We start from the raw sequence: 23,409 nt of genomic DNA, 5'->3' as shown, positions 1-23,409 counted from the left end.
AATGAAAACGAGAACCCCCATTTCAATATATATCGCAACTACGATAGGTTTAACGATCATGGCCTTTGAAATGTTCGCAGGAGATTCAGGATATTTTTCTTCTCCTTTTTTCTGGGCGCTGATATTAATAGCCACTATCCTATTGCTGATCATGAACTCTATTGGAGATCTGGTGGAAAATGAAAGTTTCAACAGATTATCCGACGAAGAGAAAAAACAATATCTGGAAGAAAAAAAAGTTCCATACTACCAGAAACTATGGAACTCTGCCTTCAAAAAACAAACCGCTACAGAAGAAAAAGATATTCTTATAGACCATGGTTTTGATGGAATTACAGAGCTTGACAACTCTCTTCCGAAATGGTGGATCGGCCTGTTCTGGTTCGGATGTATTTTCTGTGCAGTTTATCTGTTTGCCTTTTCTTTTACAGATTATGCCCATCCGGATGCAGAGTACACCAAAGAAACAAAAACCATGTTAGCATCCATTGCTGAATATGAGAAAACGGCCCCTCAGATCAATCTGGAATCTGCAAAATACAGTGCTGATAACATCGCCGAAGGACAGGAACTTTTCAAAACGAATTGTGTTACCTGCCACGGAGATGGAGGAAAAGGAGGTATAGGTCCCAATCTTACTGACACTCACTGGATTAATATTAAAGAAAAAAGCCTATTTAAAAATGTATTCTGGATGCTTGAAAACGGCTCTCCAAACAATCCTACCATGAGACCTTTCATTAAGGAAGGAACCATTACCGGAAGAGATGCCGAGAAAATCGCCGCTTATATTTATCACATCAATCAGGAAACCGCTCCTATTACAACAGCACAAGGTGGTGCAGCTCCTCAGGGAGAAGAAGTGAAATGGGAAAACGGAAACAACTAAATTATTATCTATCATATTAAACCATGCCACGCCCCCTAACAACTACTAACATTTGAATTTCATTTTTGCTAACTAACCTTTTCAACATTAAAAAATGATAAAAGGGGGCGTTTTTTTAGCATAACAATCCCTGCCTTGGCTCGTCTTACTCAACTATTCACTTGACAACTACAAACTAAAAATTCCATAATAAGACAGCCAAGGCAGGATTTTTGCATTCTCAAAGAGTACCACAACAAAGACCAAATAAAATAGTATTATTATCTTTGTTAGAAACCTCTTCGCATTTGAAACTGAAAATCAACACCACAAAACTCTTAAGGCGTATTGCCATAACCTTTATTTCGATATTGGTTCTCATTACTCTATTGATCCTGAGCTTAAGACTTCCTGCCGTTCAAAACTTCATTAAAGACAAGCTCGTTGTCTATCTGGAAAAAAAAATAAAAACTCCCGTAAGTCTTGAAAGAGTTTATATAGGATTTCCCAACAGCCTTGTCATGGAAAACCTCTATCTCAAAGGACAGGATGTAGATACTCTTCTGGCTGTTAAAAAGCTCGATGTAGGACTTCATATGATGAAGCTTCTTAATTCTACTGCAGATATTACTTCTGTTAATATGGAAGGAGCGCGCGCCAATGTTGTAAGGAAACCTGATGGCAAATTCAATTTTGATTATATTATAGATGCTTTTGCTTCCAGTGATAAGGAAGAAAGCCCTTCCAAGCCATTTATTATCTCTCTTGATAAAATTAATTTAAAAGATGTTGGAGTAACATTCAACGACCAGCAGTCTAAGAATGATATTCAACTCTACTTTACATCTTTCGATACCAGAGTAAAAACTTTTGATCTCAGCAAAAACAATTATGCCGTTAATGATATCAATCTTGACGGATTAAAATTGAAGCTAAAGCAGGGCCTTGTAGAAGAAGTAGCCAGCAAAGTAGAGAAAAAAGTAGATTCTCTCAATGATAAGAAGCCTATGAATATCGGATTGAGAGGCATCAAGCTTACTCATTTTGATATTGATTATGGGGATGAAAATACGAAAACATTCGCAAAGGTTATCTTCAAAGAGCTGAGTACAAAGGTTAATAAACTTGATCTTGAAAATAACGCTTACAATGTTTCCAATGTATTTCTTTCAGGGGCAGATATCAATGCTAATCTTTATCTTCCTGCTCAGAATGCCAATCCGAAAAATACAAAAGAACCAGAAGTTTCCAAAGCTTCCGATCAGGATAAAGCCATGAAACTTCTTTTAGGAAAACTTATTCTAAATGATGTAAAGGTCAATTATAACAACACCGCTATTGCTCCAACCCAACAAGGAATGGACTTCAACCACCTTCATTTTTCAAAAATGAATGTGGAGGTGAGAAGCTTTAAAATGGAGAATAATACCTTTGCAGGAACTGTAAATTCGGCAGAAATCAAAGAACGAAGAGGCCTGGATATCCAGAAATTCAATACCGATTTTGTTTATGCAGAAAAAGAAGCCTACCTGAAAGATCTTTATCTTCAGACACCAAAAACCATATTGCGTGATGAAGTTATTTTAAATTATAACTCCATTAATGATCTTAGCAAAAACTTAGGTGCTGTAAAGATTTCAGCCAATATCAAAGATTCAAAAATAGGATTCTCAGACATACTGAATCTGGTTCCGACGTTAAAAAATACAGTTCCATTTAATAAATATCCGAACGCTGTTCTCAACGTAAACGCTAACGTAAAAGGAAGCGTGAATGATCTCTTCATTCAGGATCTGAAAGTTTCCGGGTTAGATCAGCTGAGGATAATGGCCTCCGGAAAAATTAAAAATGCGATGAACCCGGACCAGTTATATTATGATCTGAGAATCGGAGAGTTTTCTTCCGGCGCCAAAACAATATTCAATCTTGTCCCTAAAAATACAATTCCTTCCAATATTTCGCTTCCTTCCCATTTCAGCATCAAAGGAAATGCAAAAGGAACTACTAAAGTAGTCAGTACAGACCTTAACCTCTACTCTACTTTGGGGAATGCTGCCATTATCGCACAGGTAGACATGCGCAGAAAGAATCATGAATTGTATGATGTAAAGGCAAATCTGCAGGGAATTCAGGTTGGAAAACTTATCCAGAATAAAGATATCGGTCCTGTCACAGCACAAATTGCAGCCAAAGGAGAAAGCTTTGATTTTAAAAATGCCAATGCAGACTTAAAAGGTCATGTTGCTTCCGCGGTTTACAAAGGATACCGTTATCAAAACATGAATCTTACCGGAAAAATCAATAAAGGAGCTTATCATGTTATTCTGGATTCCAAAGACCCTAATGCCAGTTTACAACTGACCGCTTCCGGAGTTTATGATGAAAAAAATCCTACGGTAAAAGTGAATGGAGAAGTCATTAAACTGGATGTCAACAAGCTTGGCTTCTATGAAAAACCGATGATTATTGCCGGAAAAATTGATGGAGATTTCACCAGCTTAGACCCCAATAATCTGAATGGATTTTTAAACCTTAAAGATTTTGCATTTTCAGATACCAAAGAAGTCTATCCGGTACAGGAGGTCAATCTGAAAGCTTCATCCACAAATGATTCTACACAGATTATTTTCAATTCTCAGATCGCAGATATAGAGCTGAAAGGTAAATACAAACTTACTCAGATTTTCGGTGCTTTAACGAAAACCGTTAATCAGTATTATCAGTTCCAGAAGCCGGATAAAAAACAGAAAATAGATCCGGGGCAGCATTTTACCTTTACGGCTAAAATTAAAAATGATGACCTGATCAGAAAATTTGTTCCGGATCTGAAAGATTTTGAAACCATTAATCTTGTTGGAAATTATGATGCTGATTCTCAGAAAATTGAAATTGACGGACAGATTCCACGATTATTATACGGTGAAAATACGATTGAAAAAGGAGCTTTAAAAGTTACTAATGAAAATCAGGCATTGCAGTACAGCCTGAATGTTGCTGCTTTGAAAAGCTCAAGTTTTTCTTTAAACAAAATAAATATTGACGGAGATGTGGCAGACAATACCATCCGATACAATGTCACCACAAAAGATGAGAAGGACGCTACCCAATTCCTGATTGCTGGAAATGCAAAATCACTGAATGATATTACCGAAATATCTCTTAACCCGAACGGTTTAAAGCTCAATTATACAGATTGGAATGTTGCGGAGAACAACAAAATCCAGATCAGTAATAAAGGGATTCTGGCAGATAACTTCATCCTATCCAATGGAAACAGCCAGATTGCAGTTCAGTCTGAAAGCAATAGCCCAAGTAGTCCTTTGAACATTTCGTTGAAAGATTTTAAAATTGAAACCATTACGGAACTTATCAAAAAAGATACGGTTCTGGCAAGAGGAACTATCAACGGAACAGCCCAGCTCCGGGATGTAACGAAAAAAATGACTTTCAATTCTGATCTGAATATTTCAGACTTAATTGTGTATGGAAGTCCTGTCGGAAATCTTGCTGTAAAAGTGAACAATGCTTCACCTAATATTTTAAATGCAGACATTGCCCTTTCCGGAAATAACAATGATGTAAAAATCCTTGGGGATTATAATACTTCTTCCAGTACTTTCGACCTGAATATGGCGATCAATCAGCTTCAGATGAAGAGTATTCAAGGGTTTTCCATGAATGCCATTACCAATACGGAAGGATATCTTTCCGGAAATTTAAAAATCACAGGAACAGCTGCTCAACCCAATATTTTAGGAAAAGTAAAATTCAATGATGCAGGGCTGGAAATAGCGAAAACAGGAAGTGACTTCAGACATCTGAGTGATGAAATAGATTTTACCAGCCGTGGAATTGAGTTTGATAAATTCAAAATTAAAGATAAAGACGGAAATGCTCTTGTTGTAGACGGACAGGTGCTTACTCAAACTTATAGAGATTTTGCCTTCAATCTGAATGTAAATGCCAGAGATTTTAAAGTTGTTAATTCTGAAAAGACCAATGATGCCATGATGTATGGTGTACTTGCAATTGATGCCAGACTTCATATCCGTGGGAACCTTGATCTCCCTAAAGTAGACGGAAAACTGAATGTAGCAGACAACACGGACTTTACTTTTGTGCTACCTCAATCTTCCCCATCTTTACAGGAGAGAGATGGTATTGTAGAATTTGTGGATCAGGATCAGGTGGTTTTAAATAAAACAATTAAAGCAGATTCTCTGAACTCCAAAAGCCGTATCAAAGGGATGGACATGAGTGTCAACATTGAAGTCAGCAAAGAAGCTAAACTCTCTATTATTATTGATAAAGTAAACGGTGATTTTGTAAAACTTCAGGGAGAGGCAGAATTAACCGGTGGTATTGACCCTTCCGGAAAAATGACGTTAGTAGGAGTTTATCAGGTGGAAAAAGGAAGCTACGATCTTTCTGTTAGTTTGCTTAAACGTAAGTTTGATATTCAGAAAGGCAGTACAATTACCTGGACAGGCGAACCTACTATGGCCCAAATGGATATTACTGCCATCTACAAAACAGAAGCTCCGCCAATTGATCTTTTAGAGCAACAACTCAGTGGAAAAGCAGCTTCACTGATGAATCAGTATAAACAAAAAATTCCTTTCAATACTTTATTAAAAATGAAAGGTGAGCTTTTGAAACCACAACTCTCTTTTGACATTACTACTGATGAAAAAAATAATTCTGTTGCATCAACAGTCACCGAGGATGTGAATGCAAAACTCGCACAGCTCAGAACCCAGGAATCTGAAATGAACAAACAGGTATTTGCTTTATTGCTACTGAACCGTTTCATCGGCGAAAATCCATTTGAAAGCGGAGCCGGAATGTCTGCGGAAACCATGGCAAGACAGAGTGTGAGTAAGATCCTTTCTCAACAGTTGAATAATCTTGCTTCCGGACTTATCAAAGGGGTAGATCTTAACTTCGGGCTGGATTCTACGGAAGATTATTCCAGCGGAGAGAAAAACACCAGAACCGATCTGAATGTAGATATCAGTAAAAAATTACTGAACGACCGACTAAAAGTGACGGTAGGAAGTAATTTCGGACTGGAAGGCCAGGCACGTCAGAATGAAAATATGACCAATATTGCGGGTAATGTTTCCGTAGATTACAGTCTTTCCAAAGATGGAAGGTATATGCTGCGTGCTTATCGTAAGGACGAATATCAGGTGGCTCTTCAGGGGCAGATCATAGAGACAGGTGTAGGATTTATTATCACGTTGGATTATGATAAATTCCGGGAGATTTTCCAGAAATCCAAAGATAAGAAGCAAAAAAAGAATCAAAATAATCAAGTGGTAGAATTTAAATAATGAATAATAAGTTCCAAATATATTGTAAGTATCTGTTGGTTTCCGGAATGGCATCCACAGTAATTTCGTGCAGCAATACAAGGTTTTTGAAAGAAGGACAGATGCTGTATACAGGAGCCAAGGTAAAGATTGAAAACGATACGATTTCAAAAAAAGAAAAAAAAGATCTTCAGGCTGCATTGGAAGCTAATCTCACCCCAAAACCCAATTCAACATTTTTGGGAATGCGTTCTAAGCTGTATTTTTATAATATCGCCAAGGAACCCAAAAAAGATAAAGGTTTTAATTACTGGCTAAAATATAAAATGGGTGAAAAGCCTGTATTATTAGGAGATGTAGACCGTGAGTTCAACAAAAACATCATTGAAAATTATTCTGAAAACAAGGGATATTTCAATGCTAAAGCTTCTTATGATACGGTATCGAAGAATAAAAAGGCTCAGGTTATTTATACCTTAAGACCAGGTTCACGCTATCTTATTGATGGTGTAAAGTTCCAGAAGGATTCTACCTTGGTAAATCAGGAAATTCAAGGTTTAACGAAAAGAACGTTTCTTAAAAACGGAAAGCCATTTGATCTGGATGTCATCAAAGCAGAAAGAGAAAGAATTGATAATGGTTTAAAAGAAAGAGGTTTTTATTATTTCCATCCTGATAATATTATCGTTCAGGCAGACAGTACAGTAAGCAAGAATCATAAAGTAGAACTTAATGTAAAGCTGAAAGACAATACTCCTGACTTAGCAACCCAGCAATTCAGCATTAATAATGTTATTGTATTTCCCAATTACAATATTCAGGATGTAAAAGAGGGAAAATACAGCATTCCGATGAATAAAGACTCTCTTTCAAAATACGCTTTTGATGATATTTACGTCATTGATCCTCAGCATAAATTTAAACCGAAGATTTTTGACAGAGCTTTGTATTTCAAAAAAGGTGATCTTTACAATCGTTCCAATCATAATCTGACACTGAACAGATTGATCAGTCTAGGTGTCTTCAAATTTGTAAAAAATGAATTCGTTGTTTCAGATTCATTAAGCCATAAGTTTGATGCTTATTATTTATTAACTCCAAGACAAATCCAGTCACTTCGTCTGGAAGCGTTGGGAAGAACAAACTCTGCGAACTATGCAGGTAGTGAGCTTAATCTGAACTGGACCCACCGAAATTTCTTCAGGGGGGCAGAACAATTCAAGGCAGCAATCTTCGGTGCTTTTGATTTTCAGATGGGAGGTTCTCAGGATGCCAATAATATTTTCCGTGCAGGAGCGAATGCACAGCTTTCCATTCCAAGAATTGTAGCGCCATTCCGTTTTCATTCTTCAAGTGAGTTTGTTCCGAGAACCAACATTACATTAGGATATGAATTCCAGAACAGAACACAATATTATACTTTAAATAACTTCACCGGATCATTCGGATATTTATGGAAAGAAAATGCCAGAAAAGAACATGATCTGAAAGTGATTGATATTACTTTGGTATCCCCTGCAAATGTTACGGAAGAATATAAAACTAAATCTGCCGGAAATCCTGCCATGCAGAGAATTGTACAAAAACAGCTTATTTTTGGACCAACCTATTCTTACACCTACACCAACACGATGCTTCCAAAGACCAATACCGTTTATTATAAAGGGACGCTTGATCTTGCAGGAAATATTACAGGGTTGGTAACAGGAGCCGATGTAAAAAAAGATAAGGAAAAGAAAATATTTGGAATTCCTTTCAGCCAGTATGTAAAGATTGAAAACGATTTCAGATTCTATCATAAGTTCACTGAAAAATCTTCACTGGCAACGAGATTTATCGGAGGAATTGCCTATCCATACGGAAATTCAGAGTATATTCCTTTCTCCAAGCAGTTTTTCTCAGGAGGGAGTAACAGTATCAGAGCATTCCGTGCGAGAACATTAGGACCGGGAAGTTTTGATCCAAGAACGCTGGAACCGGGTACTTATTTTGACCAATCCGGAGATATCAAACTGGAATTAAATGCGGAGTACCGTGCTAATCTTTATAAATTTTTAAATGCTGCCGTTTTTGTAGATGCCGGAAATATCTGGCTGCTTCACGATGATGATACGAGACCCGGCGCTAAATTTTCAAAAGACTTTTTAAATGAAATTGCGGTGGGAGCTGGAGTAGGTCTGAGACTGGATTTTTCTATACTGATTCTGAGACTTGACCTTGCGATGCCACTGAGAGTTCCCTACTATCAGAAAGGGGACAGATGGGCCTTCGATAAAATTAATTTCGGAGACTCAAACTGGAGAAAAGATAATCTTGTTCTAAATATTGCCATCGGATATCCTTTTTAATATGATCAAAACAGCTAAATTCTTCTGGGAAGTTCTGAAAGATACGTTTACTGAATGGAACAATTCTTCTGCATCAAAAGATTCAGCAAGTCTTGCGTATTATGCCATCTTTTCTATTCCGGGATTATTAATCATTATCATCTGGGTACTTGGAAATTTCTTCGGCGAAGAAGCTATCCGTGGACAGATCAGCACGCAAATCAGCGGGATTATGGGCCCGGATGTGGCTAAAAGTATTGAGGGGATGCTCGCAGGTGCTTTGATTGACAAAAAGAATGTTTTTATGAAAGCTGTGGGAGTAGGATCATTGGTTTTTGGTTCTACTACTCTTTTCTTTCAACTACAGCATACGTTAAATACCCTTTGGGAAGTAGAAGCTGCCCCCAAAAAAGCACTGGTCAAATTCTTATTAGACAGAGCCAATTCTTTAGGGATGATTCTTATTCTGGGATTTCTTCTGATGATCACCATGGTTTTGTCTTCTCTGATTAGTCTTTTTAATACGATTATCACCCAATATTTTGGCTTTGAAACCTATATGCTGGTAGAAACCGTAAATTTTGCCGTAGGTTTTGGCCTTGTCATGCTCTTGTTTGCTTTAATGTTTAAAGTACTGCCTGATGTTTTGGTGAGCTGGAAACCGGTATGGAAAGGAGCGTTCCTGACTACAGTTTTATTTACGCTCGGAAAATTTTTATTAAGTCTTTATTTTAATCAGGTAAAACCTACTTCAGCCTTCGGAGCTGCCGGGACGGTTATTCTGATAATGATGTGGATCAATTATTCCTGTATGCTGATATTCTTCGGCGCAGAATTTACTAAAGTGTATACCTACAAAAAAGGCTATAAAGTGATTCTTTCCAAACATGCACGATGGACTCCTGCTAAATTGTATGCAGATAGTTTGAAACAGATGCATGGACAGGATAATGACAAAACATAAACTCGGGTTTCGGGATTCTGGTTACGCTGATACGAAATTATTAATTCTCATATATAAAAAAGCCTCCCGAATTTTTCAGGAGGCTTTCTGTTTTTACATTCTGTTTACTGTTCCGATTCCCAGGAGTTCCAACGATTTTTTGATCGTCTTTCCTACGATATCTGAGATATTTAAACGGAATTGTTTTACATTTTCATCTTCCTGATTCAGGATAGGATTATTCTGATAGAAAGAGTTGTATGCTTTCACAAGATCATATACATAATTTGCTACTAAAGCAGGGCTTAATGTTTCTGCTGATTTAGCCACTATAGTTTTAAAGTTGGCCAGCTGCATAATCAATTCTTTTTCAGACTGATTCAATTCAGTATCAGCAGTTTCTGTCTGTAAAGTACCTGCTTTAGACAATAATGACTGAATACGCGCATAAGTATATTGAATAAACGGACCTGTATTTCCGTTAAAATCAATACTTTCTGCAGGGTTAAATAACATCTTTTTCTTAGGATCTACTTTCAGCATGAAATATTTCAGTGCCCCCAATCCTACTGTTTCATAAGATGCTTCTTTATCTTCTTCTGAAAGGGTTTCCATTTTTCCTAATTCCTGAGCTTTAGATTTTGCTGTTTCATACATTTCCTGCATCAGGTCATCTGCATCTACTACAGTTCCTTCACGGGATTTCATTTTACCTTCAGGGAGTTCTACCATTCCGTAAGAAAGGTGGAACAACTGCTCTGCCCATTCATATCCTAATTTTTTCAGGATTTTAAATAAAACCTGGAAGTGATAATCCTGTTCGTTTCCTACAGTATAGATCAGTTTCTGAATATTATTTTGCTTAAAACGCTCCACAGCTGTACCAAGATCCTGAGTCATGTAGACTGAGGTACCGTCTGAACGTAATAATAATTTCTGATCTAACCCTTCGTCAGTAAGGTCACACCAAACAGAACCGTCTTCTTTTTGATACAGAACATCTTTGTCCAATCCAGCCTGAATAAGATCTTTTCCTAAAATATAGGTATTGCTTTCATATTGAACCTGGTCAAAATCAACGCCTAATCTTTTATAGGTTTCATTGAATCCTTTATAAACCCAAGAATTCATTTCTGCCCAAAGCGCTCTTACTGTTTCATCACCATTTTCCCAATCCAACAGCATTTTCTGAGCTTGTTTCATCAACGGAGCCTCTTTTTTAGCCTGCTCTTCTCCTACACCCTGACCTACTAAATCTGCAATTTCTTTTTTGTAGTTTTTGTCAAATTCTACATAGTAGTTTCCAACAAACTTATCTCCTTTGATGTGGGTTGTTTCCGGAGTTTCTCCATTCCCAAACTTTTCCCAGGCCAGCATAGATTTACAGATATGAATACCTCTGTCATTGATGATCTGAGTTTTGATTACTTCATATCCCGCTTCTTTTAAAATCTGGGCTACCGAGAAACCTAATAAATTATTTCTGATATGTCCTAAGTGTAGCGGCTTATTGGTATTCGGAGAAGAATATTCTACCATTACCGTAGCATTTTTCTTTTCTATAGTTGAAAAATTCTTGGTTACGGATCTGAAATTGTCTACAAATAATTGATTTTTCACCTTTACATTAAGGAAACCTTTTACTACGTTAAAGCTTTCGAAAAGCTCTGTCTGCTCTGTCAAAGCTTCACCTAATTCAACCCCGATACTCTCAGGATTTTTTTTCAATTGTTTAACCAACGGAAAAGTGACAATAGTAAAATCTCCCTCAAATTCCGTTTTATTTTCCTGAACTTCCAACTTAATGTCTTTTAACTGATATACGTTTAAAATGACTTCTGAAAGTTTTTTTTCTATAATATCTTTAATATTCATGTTTCTAAATTCTCTTTTTAATGCTTATCACTGATACATTTTTAAAGTGTGTTTCAGCTCAAAATCTGAGTTACAAATATACGGAAATAAAAAAACCGCCCGAAGGCGGTATCACATGAATATTATTAAAATACATGCTAGTTTTTATCCCAAATTAGTTTTGTATTCATTTTATCTCCTCCAATAGCATTAGATGCAGCTTGATAATTCGCTGTGTTTAATGTTTGTACAGTTGTTGGATAAAATAATCTTGTAGGCAAATCAGTCAGTCCTGCAATTAGAGATGTAAAAGTATAAGTTGTATTACCTCCAGAAGCTACATTAAGAGTACCAGTCTGCCCAGGTAACAATAGCATGTTTGGATATCCTGTTCTTCTATATTCTGCCCATGCTTCATATGGCTGCATAAACAACGAAATATATTTCTGAGTTAAAACATTTGCTTTAGAAGCTGCTGGTAAGCCAGAAACAAAGCTACTAATTGTTGCTGCATTTACTCCCCATTTTTCCATTGATGCCTTTACTCCGTTTACGTAATTAGTTTGTGACCAACCGTTTGCTTCACTTAATAAAAATTCAACTTCAGAATACTCCATTAAAATTTCAGTATAATCTGGCTTTAAAATATTCTTGCTAAAAAAGTTTGAACTTGCGGCTTGGCTAGGAGCTAAAGAGCTAGGAACTCCATAAGGCATACCTTTAAAATCATTAGGATCTGTAGATTCAGTAATTGAACCATCAAGAATTCTATCTTTAAGTGATTTATTAGTACCATCTGCCAATTCTGCTGCACTCAATTTCGATTTTGTAGCGTATTTAAATAATCTTGGATCTAAACCAAAATTTCCACTATTCCCTTTCAATAGATCTACAAAAGTTTTAGAAACAGAAAAATCTGATCTGACTCTAAAATTATCATATAAAGGAGAAGGATTAACAAGGTTATTTTCATAAGTTACTCCCACATTATCAGCATTCGACGTCATCACTCCGGAAGCAATAGCATCAGCAATATGTGCCTCAGCACCAGGAACAACTCCTTTTACTCTAGTTGCAACTCTTAATCTCAAAGAGTTAGCAAATTTCTTAAGCTTAATTCCTTTACTTGTTCTAATATTATTATTTAAGTATGAAAACAAGTTATCCCCTTTACTAAACACAGACTGATTTTCATCAATCATCGCAGCTGCTTCTTTTAATTCTTTCATGATATCAGCATATACCTTTTGTTGACTTGCAAATTTAGGCTGCAAAGTTGTATCTATATTTAATGCCTGAAAGTCAGCATCTTTATTTCCATAAGACCAATATGGGATATCTCCATATGAATCTACTAAATTAAGAAATACGTAAGATAACATTACTCGTGCTGCTGCAATCTGATTTTTATTTGGACCATATAATGCCATCTGTACACTTGTAGCCGGATCGGTATTAAGATCTATAATCTGTTTATAATCTTGTGCTACTCTATAAGAAAAACTCCACAATGCATCCCCTGTTGATAACCTATATTGATATCTATCCTCCTCTGTATAGGCTCGCTGAGCAGAATACTGTACCCAAGGCAATACTATTCTTCCTGATTGCCATTCATCTCTTGTATTATCCATTAACTCTTTATTAGCACCGTTAAATATACCGTAACTTAATGGCTTATCAGTTGAGTTGGGATTAATATCTATCTCATCGAATTTATCTGCACAACTATTTGAAATAAATGTTACTGTTAAAACAGATAATATTAAAAATATTTTTTTCATTTTAGTTAAAATTTAAAATTAACATTGAACCCGTAAATTCTTGTTGAAGGTAAAGATCCACCTTCCATACCTTGGATATTACCCGAACCATAAGAGGTATTTTCAGGATCAATTCCTTTATTAGCTAAGTTCCATGCAAATAAATTTCTTGCAAATGCTGAAATCCTAATGCCCTGAAATACATTTCCTGTAAGTGATTTTGGAAGATCATAACCTAAAGTTACATCTCTTAATTTTATATAGCTTGCATCAAAAACATTTTGTGCATCCACTGTATTATAATAAGTTCCTCCCCATGTTGGCGCATCTAGCAGAATATCATTTCTAGTTCCGTCTTCTTTAACACCATCAAGAATCACCCCTGCTTCTCTGTTCCCTCCCAAAGCCGTTTCCTCTAACATTCCGGAATTCATCCCAAACATATGAGTAGTGGAGAAATACTTTCCTCCTTGCTGAATATCTATTAAAAATGATAGACTTAAAGATTTATATTTAACTGTATTTCTAAAGCCCATATTGTAATCAGGAAGAATTGACCCTAAAGATTTAAGCTCAGAAGCTTTATAAAACCCATTATCATCCACCACTCTGTTTCCATTCGCATCATACACATAATCAGTACCCCAGATGATACCATATGCCTGACCTACCTGCGCTGTTAACTGGGCTCTAAATGGTGCATTGGTAAGAACATAAGTCGGTAAATCCTGATATAAATTAACCAGTTTGTTTCTGTTTCTTGCAAAATTCCAAGTTAAATCCCATGAAAAATTATCGTTTCTTACAGGTGTGATAGTTACCATTGCTTCAATACCTTTATTAGTCATTTCTCCAGCATTAATTCTCTTATATAAGAATCCAGTAGCAGGATCAACAGGAAGAGCAATAATAAGATCTTTGGATTTTGTTTTATAATATGTAAAATCAACGCTTAATCTGTTTTTGAAGAAACTTGCTTCAAGACCAACTTCTTGAGTAATTTTCAACTCAGGTTTAATGTTAGGATCATTAGATGTATTAGGATTTGAATATTGAGGAGCTCCATTAAAAGGAAGACCGATTACCGTATAAGTAAGCCTGCTATAAGGAGCTGTTCCTGCAGCTATACTGGACCAACCCGCTCTAATTTTACCAAACGATAACCAGTCTGCCTTAAGCACTTTAGAAAACACAAAACTTCCTGTTACAGATGGATAAAACTGATCATTATTTAGCATAGAGAACCAGTCATTTCTTCCGGTTGCCTCCAAAAATAACATATCTTTATATCCTAAGGAAACTGATGCAAATAAACTTTTAACAGATGAATGCTCCGAATAATTGGTTGCTAAAGAATTTTCTTTACCATTATTTAGATTATATAAATTAGGGATAATTAGTCCCCCCACTGTAGTACCTCTTAACCAACTCATTTTGTTATCTCTAATATTAAATCCTGCAAAGGCATTTAAACTAAAATCTCCAAAATTATTATTATAATGAGCTCTACCTTCATAATTAAATTCTGATACATTCCTTTTCTCTATAGTATAATCAGAAACAGCCTGTGAGCCAACCGCAACTCTTGAGCTGATATTTTGAGAATATACATCTCCGTAGACCTTACCTACAATGTAAAAGTTCTTGTTAAAATTATATGTTAATCCTGCATTACCAAAAAAACGGTGTCTTGAATCTTCTGATGTATTTTCATTAATAGTCCAGTAAGGGTTGTCTGAATATAATGGTGTAGGGTTATCCCAAGCTGATCTATTCCATGTTCTTTGAGCTCCGTTAGAAAGCTTATAATCTTTTAGCTTGGTAAAATCAAGATTTCTTTGGCCAAACTGATAAAATTTCTGAGCGACAGAATTATTTCCATAACCTACTTCAGGTCTATTAAAACCCTCTGTATGAGCATAATTAATAACAGCCTCTCCCTTTAAATTTTCTGATAATTTTGAGTTTACATTGATACTAAAATTATCTTTTTTAATCTTAGACGTTGGAATTATACCTCCAATATTTGTATTTGTATATGAAAGTCTTACGTTTGTATCACCAAAGGACTTGGCTACAGATAGGTTATTAGTATATGTTACCCCAGTATCAAAAAAAGAATCTACATCCTTTTTAGGAGCTATCCAAGGAACTGGTTTCAAATAATCACTAGAAAATTCAGAATCAAATGCATACCATGGAAGATACATCAAATTAGAATCATATTTTGGTCCCCATGAAGCATCTGTTTCGTATTCTTGTATATTGTAGGTTTGTCCATTTATATTTGCCGTTGGTAATGTATCAGAATACCCACCCCCATATTGATTTTGTAATTTTGGACGTATGTAGATACTTTCAAAAGAAACTCCAGTATTTAATTGAATTTCTGTTCTACCTTTTTTAGCAGACTTAGTTGTATACAAGATAGCACCGTTACCTGCTCTAGAACCATATAGAGCAGCAGCAGGGCCTCCTTTTAATACAGTTACACTCTCAATATCATCTGGGTTAATATCAAATGAAGCATCTCCGTAATCTCTACCCCCAGCACCTCTTTGAGTATCAACATCGTTAACATTCGAGTTGTCCAATGGTACTCCGTCTACAATAATTAAAGGTCTGTTTTCACCAGTAATAGAACTGATACCTCTCATAGTAATTCTAGTAGACCCTCCCATTGTGCTTGGCGCAGTAACCTGTACCCCTGCAACATTTCCAGACAATGCACTTACCGCATTTGTTTGTCCCGCTTCAGAAATAATATCTCCTTTAATTTCCTGAGAGGCATATCCAAGAGCTTTCTTCTCTCTTTTAATACCCAGTGCTGTTACCACTACACCTTCAATTTCCTTTGTCTGCGTGACGGAATCATTTTTCTTCTGCTGGGCATTTGCAACTGCAACAGACGAAGATAATACCAAAACAAGCAGACTCGTTGTTAGTTTCTTCATATCACATTAATTTTTAGAGAGCAAATTTGTATTTTTTTTAACAAATTAACAACTAAAGGCTAATAAAATAATAAATAAACCAACAATCAACACAAAAATAATAAAATTAATTAATAAAATACATTAAAAACTAATCATTTAATAAAAAAAAGCAACCTTAATATTCTAATTAAAGTGATGAAAATCCACCATCAAAAACAACACATAAAACACTGAATTAATGATATTTAAAAACAAATAAATGAAATTTAATTCACAAAATCCTATAAAAAACCATTTGCCAATAAAAAAAACCGCCTTATGGCGGTTTTATAAGTAAACAAGAATGTTTATTCTTTTCTAAAAACTAAGACTGCCTCGTCATTTCCAGGCGTATTATCCAGGTTTTTACTATTGTCATTAATTCTAAGCTCAGAATCAGAATATGATTGTACTTGTTTTTTCATTGTTTTGGTGACTCCAGCATCTGTATAAGTAATTGTAAGAGTATTATACAAATTATCATAAGCCCATTTTCCTACAAAAGAATCTGACAAATTACAGTTCCCTGAAATTCCTGACTCATATCTGTCATAGGCTCCAGAAAAATCTGCATTAATCAGAATTACTCCCTTATCTTCACAATCATTCAATGCAATATTTTTACCTCTGAATTCATATTTAAATGGTCGCCAGGTCCCGCTTATGCTTACATCATTTGTCACAACATTGTTATCATCACCATTAACCTGAGTTTGGAATAAAAATAGACAAAAAAATTTTTATAAAAAAACCAGAACCACAAATAAACATGGATATCAAAACACTTAAATAAATAACCAATATGGATTTAAAACAAAAAATCACAAATAATTCTATACAAATTGATGATCTCTGTAAAGAGTTTGATACTTAATTAAAAAAATAAAGTTCCAAGCACTCAACCATAGCAAAAAAATAAGAAATAGAACATCTATAATGTTGGATTCTAAAATCATCACCGTTATGATTTTATTTCATTTGAGTGCTCACAAAAGCTTTAAGCTTTATTATAAGGAAATTGTTTGTAGTTATTGAAAGGACTTATTTCCTAAAAGTCTTTCTTACATTAGATTTATTGAATTTCAGCACAGAAGCTTCGTGATTTTTACCTTGCTTTCAAAAGACAAATATTTGGGAAAAGACACAGGAATAAGTTTTATGGGCTTAAGGTGTATCTGGTTTGTAACGAAAAAGGAGAACTTTTATCCTTTTATTTGACAAAAGGGAATGTTGACGACAGTAATATCAGGCCAATTAAAAATATGACCGAGCAGCTTTTCGGAAAACTATTTACAAATAAAGGATACCTTTCAAAAACTTTATGGAAAATGCTCTTTAAATATGAAATTCAACTATTTACAAAACTTAGAAAAAATATAAAAAATTATATCATGAAAATGGAAGACAAGATTTTGCTTAGAAAAAAATCTATCATTGAGACCATAAATAATGAATTAAAAACAACTGTAAAGTAGAACACACAAGACATCGAAGCCTGAACAATTTTATGAACAATATTTTGGGATTACTAACTGCTTATTTGCTTCTTTCAAAAAAACCGTCACTCATCTTGAAAAAAGTAAATAGCGGACAGTTATTTTTAAATTTTGCTTAAACCGAACTCTGGTAAACTTAATAACTTAACACAATTTAATTACAACACAAATGATATTATTAAACAAAAAACCGCCCTAAGGCGGTATAATATGAATGTTGTTAATACGTTTTAATATTTATCCCAGAAAAGCTTTGTTGTTGCTTTATCTCCTCCAATTGCAGTTGCAGCTGATGATACGTTAGCATTATTGACTACATATTCCTGATCAGAATATGGCATTCTGTAAGGTATTCCTCCAATATATGATGACGATGGAGCAGTAAGTACAGGATTATCTAATCTTCTGACAAAATTCCAGGCAGCAAAAGGATTATTCCACATAGCAACCCATCCTTCATATCCAATAGATTCTTTCCAATTTGTAGAATTATATGGATTTGCTAAGAGATAAGCAGTGGCATTTGTTGCAGATATCCCATTTTCCGTCATTGATGCAGTAACAGCAGCGGCATATAAGCCTGCAGCTGTTCCTCCTACATTATAACCCCTTGCTGCAGCTTCTGCTTTTAGGAATAAAACCTCTGTATAACTTAATAAATTTGCAGGAGCATTTCCTGCTAAAAAACTAGGATTTACATGAGAAAAATTAGAAAATGTGTTTAAAGCACCATAAACACCTCCTTTATAAACACCTCCTATCGGAGTAAAATATGCATCCCTTCTTGGATCAGATTTAGCGTTCATTGGATTTACAATAACATTAGAAGGTAAAAAATCATTTCTACCTGATGCAACCAAGTCATCAAATAATGGGTTTGTAAAAGTGTTTCCATCAAATTTCAACGAATAAGAGCTATCATTTGAATCAATTACTCCGCTATTGATAGCACTTTCTGCTACTGATTTTGATGTTACAGGGTCAACGTCTGCAAGATTAATTGCTAACCTTAGCTTAATTGAATTCGCTAGCTTCAACCACTTGTTCATATCTCCTTTGTACACCAGATCTTCAGGATATCCAGCTTTAGCTTTATTAATTTTTGCTATAGCTGCATCTAATCTAGATATTAAATCAAGATAGATTGTTTTTGCATCATCATATTTAGGTGACTTGATAGTTTCTGCTTGCAAAGCTTCTTTATAAGGGACATTACCAAATGTATCGACTACATTTTCCCAAACAAAAATCGATGCTATCTCTAAAGTAGCCCATTTATTATTAACTACATCAGGATCTGCGTTAATTTCAGTTGGAAGATCTTTTTTAGCTTGATCAAGAGGAGCTAAGGCATAAACATACATTCTTCTAAAATGGTTTCTAGGCTGGGCTCGAGTAGTCAGATTATAATTTGTTTCCTGTACATAAGTAGTCTCTGTCCATTGTTGTGTAAAAAAACGGTAATTATTAAAGTTTACACTACCAGTATACATATAATAAAATCCTTGAAACATACTTGTAGCCAATAGATTTCCTGTTGGTACAGTTGAAGGGTGTTTTGGATCTTCATTCAGAGAGGTAAGATCATTTTGACATGAGTTAAACAGTAACAATGAAGCAACAACACCTCCTGCGTATAATATATTTTTAAACTTTTTCATTTTAAATAAATTTTATTTTTAGAATTTAAAGGTAAAATTAACACCCAATTCTCTTGTTGTAGGAAGCGCTCCTACAGATGATCCATATGAATATAATCCACCCATTTGGGATGATTCAGGATCGGCGTATGGAAGATTCTTATGAATAATCCAAAGGTTTCTCCCTACAATAGAAATTTTAGCTTCATTCATAAAAGTGTTTGCCAATATACTCTTAGGAAGAGAGTAAGTAATACTAGCTTCTCTTAGTTTTATATAAGATCCATCATATACAAATCTTTTATCCGGAACAATGGCATAACCATCATTTGGATTATTACCATACTCCAAAGGATTAATTGCATCTGTGTTAACAGGAGTAGTATTCACCTGACCATTAGGATTAACTCCAGCTAATACAGGTATATTTGTTCTGTATCCATCAACAGCAGTTTCCGGGAACAAACCACTTGCTAATCCATAATACATATCTGATGAAAATACATCACCACCGTGACGGACATCAATTAGGAAGCTTAATGAGAAATTTTTATATCTAAATGAATTTCTAAGTCCTCCCGTCCATTTAGCTTGAACATTTCCAATTACTTTATTACTTTCGGTTTGGTACAATCCTGTTTCAGGGTCGACAACTTTTTCACCGTTTAAATAAACATAATCACTTCCATATATATCTCCCCATTGATTTCCAACCGAAGCCACAATGGAAGCTCCTCCAACTAAACCTACAAGTTGATAAACTTCTAAACCAGCATCTAATTCTACAACCTTACTTCTATTTCTAGCCCAGTTCACATCTATATCCCATGCGAAATCTTTTGTTTTTATTGGACTTACTCCTAAATGTAATTCAATACCTTTATTGTTAATTTGTCCGGCATTTATTGCTGCACCAAGTTTTCCTGAACCAGGTGAAATATCTGGAGTAATAAGTTGGTCAAATGTCTTTGTATCGTAATATGCACCATCAAGAACAATTCTATCTCTTAAAAAGTGAATTTCTGTACCAAACTCAAACTCTCGAGATCGTTGAGGCTTTAAGTTCTCATTTTTAAGGATCGTTTGTGGTCTGTAGATATTGATATTTCCATTTCCTGTATTAAAATATCCTGCCGTATAATATGAATACTTCAATTGATAAGGATCAGCAGTTCCTCCTACTTCAGCATAATTTCCTCTCAATTTCCAAAAATTCATTACTGATTTTTCAGATTTCAAAAGCTCAGATAAAATTACAGATCCGGAAACAGATCCATAAGTATATTTGTTATTACCATCTGGTAAAGTTGAACTTGTATCCCTTCTGATTGTTCCATCCAAATAGAATATTTTATTAAAATCAAATGAAGCTGTAGCATATAAACTATTCGTTTGTATTGTTGCTTCAAATTCTACCGGATTTAATAAAGGTGCTTTGGAATTATCTAATGAATAATATCCTCGCTTAATTAAACCTCCTTCTGTTGATGCTTCAATAGAACTCTCATGATTTCTTCTTACATTTCCTCCAACTATACCACTGATATTTAACCAGGAAGTAATATCATATTTATAATTTGCAAATAAATCAAAGTTTGTTTCACTTCTATTTAAATCATATCTATGATATCCTGAGCCTATTGCTTTTCCTGAAACGCCAAAGTTTTGAGGATATGAACCTTCAGCAAGTCTTCTTTCAAAAACTAAATTAGTGTTATCATAACTAAGCTTACCTGTAATATTAATATGATCATTTACATCATACGTTAACTGGGCATAAGAAAATGTTCTTGTTCTGTCATCAGTAGAATAGTTTTGGTATCTCTGAAAGTATGGATTATTCCAAAAAGCAGGTTTTCCGTTTGATGCGCTTTTTCTATTCCACGTAACGTTTCCGTAGTTATTAGCTACTGTAGGATTTCCAACATTATTGAAGTAAGCATTTTTCAGCGCTTCCAAATCAACATTTGTCTGCCACCACTGTCTGAAACCTGTCACAATATTGTCATTATAACCAGTTTCTGTTCTACCAGTCGTTCCTTGTATTGTCAGGGTCGTATAGACTGTCGCATGTAACTTAGAATTTAAATCATAGTTTACTTTTGCTGAAATTGTATTTTTTCTTAAATCAGAATTTGGTAAAAGGCCGTTAGACATATTATTATCGTATGTCAAATTAAAATTAAATCCTTTACTTCCTTTTGATAAAGAAACAGAATTAATAAATGACATAGGAGTTTCAAAAAACTTCAGCGGACCATTTTTTGCAGCCACCCAAGGGGTTGCTTTTTTATAATTTGGTGATGTTGGGTCAAATGAATCCCATTGATAAACTAATAAATTTGGATCAAATTCCGGCCCCCAAGAGGCATCCTCTCCAAAATTGGCATAGTCTTTACCATCCGATGCACTTCCATAATAAAATGAAGGATCATAACCTCCCCCATATCTAGTTTGATATTTTGCAAATGTAGATTTATCTATAAAACCTGCTTGCACTGAGGATGATAAAGTTACCCCCCAGGAGTTATCTTCTTTTCCTTTACCGTTCTTTGTTGTGATAACAATTACACCATTAAGTCCTCTTTCTCCATATAAAGCAGAAGCTGCAGCGCCTTTTAGTACGTTTACAGACTCTATATCTTCTTGATTAATATCTGATAAAGCATTACCTAAGTCGAACCCTCCATTCTGATTACCAAAAGATGTAGATGAATTATTGACTGGTGAACCATCAATTACAATTAGAGGATTACTCCCTCCTAAAGATTTTACTCCTCGAATAACCAGGTTTGAGGATCCTCCAAAATTAGAGTTGGTTGTTACATTTAAACCAGCAACTTTACCAGATAGCTGAGATGCTATATTCCCTGTATTTGTAGTACCATCAAAAAGTTTATCTGCCTTAACTTCCTGGGATGCATAACCTAAAGATTTTTTTTCTCTCTTGATTCCAAGTGCAGTAACGACTATACCTTCAATTTCTTTAGTCTGTGAAGCTGTATCATTTTTCTTCTGCTGAGCATTTACAATTGCAAAGGAAGAAGATAATACAACAACAAGAAGACTCATTGTTATTTTCTTCATATCAAATTAATTTTTGTACGCTACAAATTTGTAAAACTTTCTTAATAACACAAAGAAAAAAGCAAAAAAAATATCAATATTTCAAAATTAAACAAATAATAATAATAAAAAAATATTTATTTCTGTTAAAAACATATTTTTTAACAAAAATAAAACATTGGAACATTATAATTTTTTAAGAAACATTAACAATAATAAATATTTATATTATCTATAGAAAAAACTTCAAAAACAACAACAAATCAACTGATTAGCAACACAATAAATCACTTCTAAAAGATAAAAAAATCATTTAAAAATTTAAATACAATGCAATGCATACAATATTTCTCATTCCAAAAAGAATCTAAATCACCAAGAAATAGAGAAAATAGCATACTTAATTACCAGAATTCAAATAGAAATAATTAATAACTTAAATAATGATAATAATAAACCATAAAATAATTTCCTGGAAAATTCCATATTTTTGCAGTATAGAAACAATTCATGGAGCTAATAAAAAACTGGTCAAACCTATACATTGAGGCAGGATGCGATGAAGTAGGAAGAGGATGTCTAAGTGGTCCGGTGGTAGCGGCCGCGGTAATTTTGGATGATGATTTTAAACAGAATCTGGTGAATGATTCAAAAAAATTAACGTTCAAAACAAGGATGGAGCTGGATAGTTACATCAAAGATAATGTGAAAAACTACGCTATTGCAGAATTACCACCTTCCTTTATTGATGAGCATAATATTCTCAATGCAAGTATCCATGCAATGCATCGTGCGCTGGATAAGCTAACGATAACTCCTGAACTTATTTTGGTGGACGGAAATAAATTCCATCCTTATAACTACATTCCGCATCAATGTATTATCAAAGGAGATTCCAAGATTTTATCTATTGCTGCGGCCTCTATTCTTGCTAAAAATTACAGGGATAAACTGATGATTCAACTCCACGAAGAACATCCTGAATATGGTTGGGACACCAATTTTGGCTACGCCACAAAAAAACATCAGGAAGCCCTTATAAAACATGGCCCAACACCCCATCACAGACAATCTTTCAGGCTGAAATATGATTAAAAGCAACCGATTTTCAATTATCAAATTCGCAATCACCAGTTAGAAATTTAAAATATTTCTAAATAAA

General features: G+C 34.7%; 12 protein-coding genes. 6 read left to right on the top strand and 6 right to left on the bottom strand.

Translation table 11 applies throughout. From position 1 onward, the window contains the following. Window position 1: 1 nt before the first annotated feature. The 4 genes from C8D70_RS16020 to C8D70_RS16005 all read left to right on the top strand — a co-directional run bounded on the left by C8D70_RS16020 (window position 2) and on the right by C8D70_RS16005 (window position 9,474). Entirely contained in the window at window positions 2–889 is an 888-nt protein-coding gene (locus tag C8D70_RS16020) for a cbb3-type cytochrome c oxidase N-terminal domain-containing protein (RefSeq protein ID WP_110367983.1), read from the top strand. A 287-nt stretch (window positions 890–1,176) separates the two neighbouring features. After that, a complete protein-coding gene (locus tag C8D70_RS16015) occupies window positions 1,177–6,204 on the top strand; it encodes a translocation/assembly module TamB (RefSeq protein WP_110367982.1) in 5,028 nt (1,675 codons plus the stop codon). Then, complete coding sequence (locus C8D70_RS16010; protein ID WP_110367981.1) at window positions 6,204–8,531, top strand: BamA/TamA family outer membrane protein; 2,328 nt, start codon at window positions 6,204–6,206, stop codon at window positions 8,529–8,531. Before C8D70_RS16015 ends, C8D70_RS16010 begins: the two co-directional genes overlap by 1 nt. Window position 8,532: 1 nt before the next feature. Beyond that, entirely contained in the window at window positions 8,533–9,474 is a 942-nt protein-coding gene (locus C8D70_RS16005; RefSeq protein ID WP_076597748.1) for a YihY/virulence factor BrkB family protein, read from the top strand. A gap of 93 nt (window positions 9,475–9,567) precedes the next feature. Here the strand turns inward: C8D70_RS16005 and argS are convergent, their stop codons facing one another. From argS to C8D70_RS15985, 4 genes are all read right to left on the bottom strand, one after another. Further along, window positions 9,568–11,328, bottom strand: a complete 1,761-nt coding sequence (argS, locus tag C8D70_RS16000) for an arginine--tRNA ligase (protein WP_110367980.1) — start codon at window positions 11,326–11,328, stop codon at window positions 9,568–9,570. A gap of 137 nt (window positions 11,329–11,465) precedes the next feature. Further along, window positions 11,466–13,091 (bottom strand): SusD/RagB family nutrient-binding outer membrane lipoprotein, encoded by a 1,626-nt coding sequence (locus C8D70_RS15995; protein WP_110367979.1) that lies wholly within the window; start codon window positions 13,089–13,091, stop codon window positions 11,466–11,468. A 5-nt stretch (window positions 13,092–13,096) separates the two neighbouring features. Beyond that, window positions 13,097–16,024, bottom strand: coding sequence for a SusC/RagA family TonB-linked outer membrane protein (locus C8D70_RS15990; protein WP_110367978.1), 2,928 nt, complete (start codon window positions 16,022–16,024; stop codon window positions 13,097–13,099). A gap of 329 nt (window positions 16,025–16,353) precedes the next feature. Next, a complete protein-coding gene (locus tag C8D70_RS15985) occupies window positions 16,354–16,728 on the bottom strand; it encodes a lipocalin family protein (protein ID WP_110367977.1) in 375 nt (124 codons plus the stop codon). Window positions 16,729–17,124: 396 nt separating this feature from the next. On the opposite strand from C8D70_RS15985, the gene C8D70_RS21115 reads away from it, so the two are divergent. Continuing rightward, a complete protein-coding gene (locus C8D70_RS21115) occupies window positions 17,125–17,520 on the top strand; it encodes a transposase (protein WP_317047799.1) in 396 nt (131 codons plus the stop codon). 251 nt (window positions 17,521–17,771) lie between these two features. Here C8D70_RS21115 and C8D70_RS15975 read toward each other — a convergent pair whose 3' ends face one another. Together C8D70_RS15975 and C8D70_RS15970 are read right to left on the bottom strand one after the other, a co-directional pair. Next, window positions 17,772–19,202 (bottom strand): SusD/RagB family nutrient-binding outer membrane lipoprotein, encoded by a 1,431-nt coding sequence (locus C8D70_RS15975; RefSeq protein ID WP_110367976.1) that lies wholly within the window; start codon window positions 19,200–19,202, stop codon window positions 17,772–17,774. 18 nt (window positions 19,203–19,220) lie between these two features. Beyond that, window positions 19,221–22,268 (bottom strand): SusC/RagA family TonB-linked outer membrane protein, encoded by a 3,048-nt coding sequence (locus C8D70_RS15970; RefSeq protein WP_110367975.1) that lies wholly within the window; start codon window positions 22,266–22,268, stop codon window positions 19,221–19,223. 489 nt (window positions 22,269–22,757) lie between these two features. Here C8D70_RS15970 and C8D70_RS15965 point away from each other — a divergent pair, with 489 nt between their 5' ends. Then, window positions 22,758–23,342, top strand: a complete 585-nt coding sequence (locus C8D70_RS15965; protein WP_076597743.1) for a ribonuclease HII — start codon at window positions 22,758–22,760, stop codon at window positions 23,340–23,342. Window positions 23,343–23,409 lie beyond the last annotated feature (67 nt).

The organism is Chryseobacterium sp. CBTAP 102 (assembly GCF_003201365.1).
Classification (GTDB): Bacteria; Bacteroidota; Bacteroidia; order Flavobacteriales; family Weeksellaceae; genus Chryseobacterium; species Chryseobacterium candidae.
Note: the sequence above shows the minus strand (reverse complement) of the source record. Positions and strands in the feature narration are given on the sequence as shown.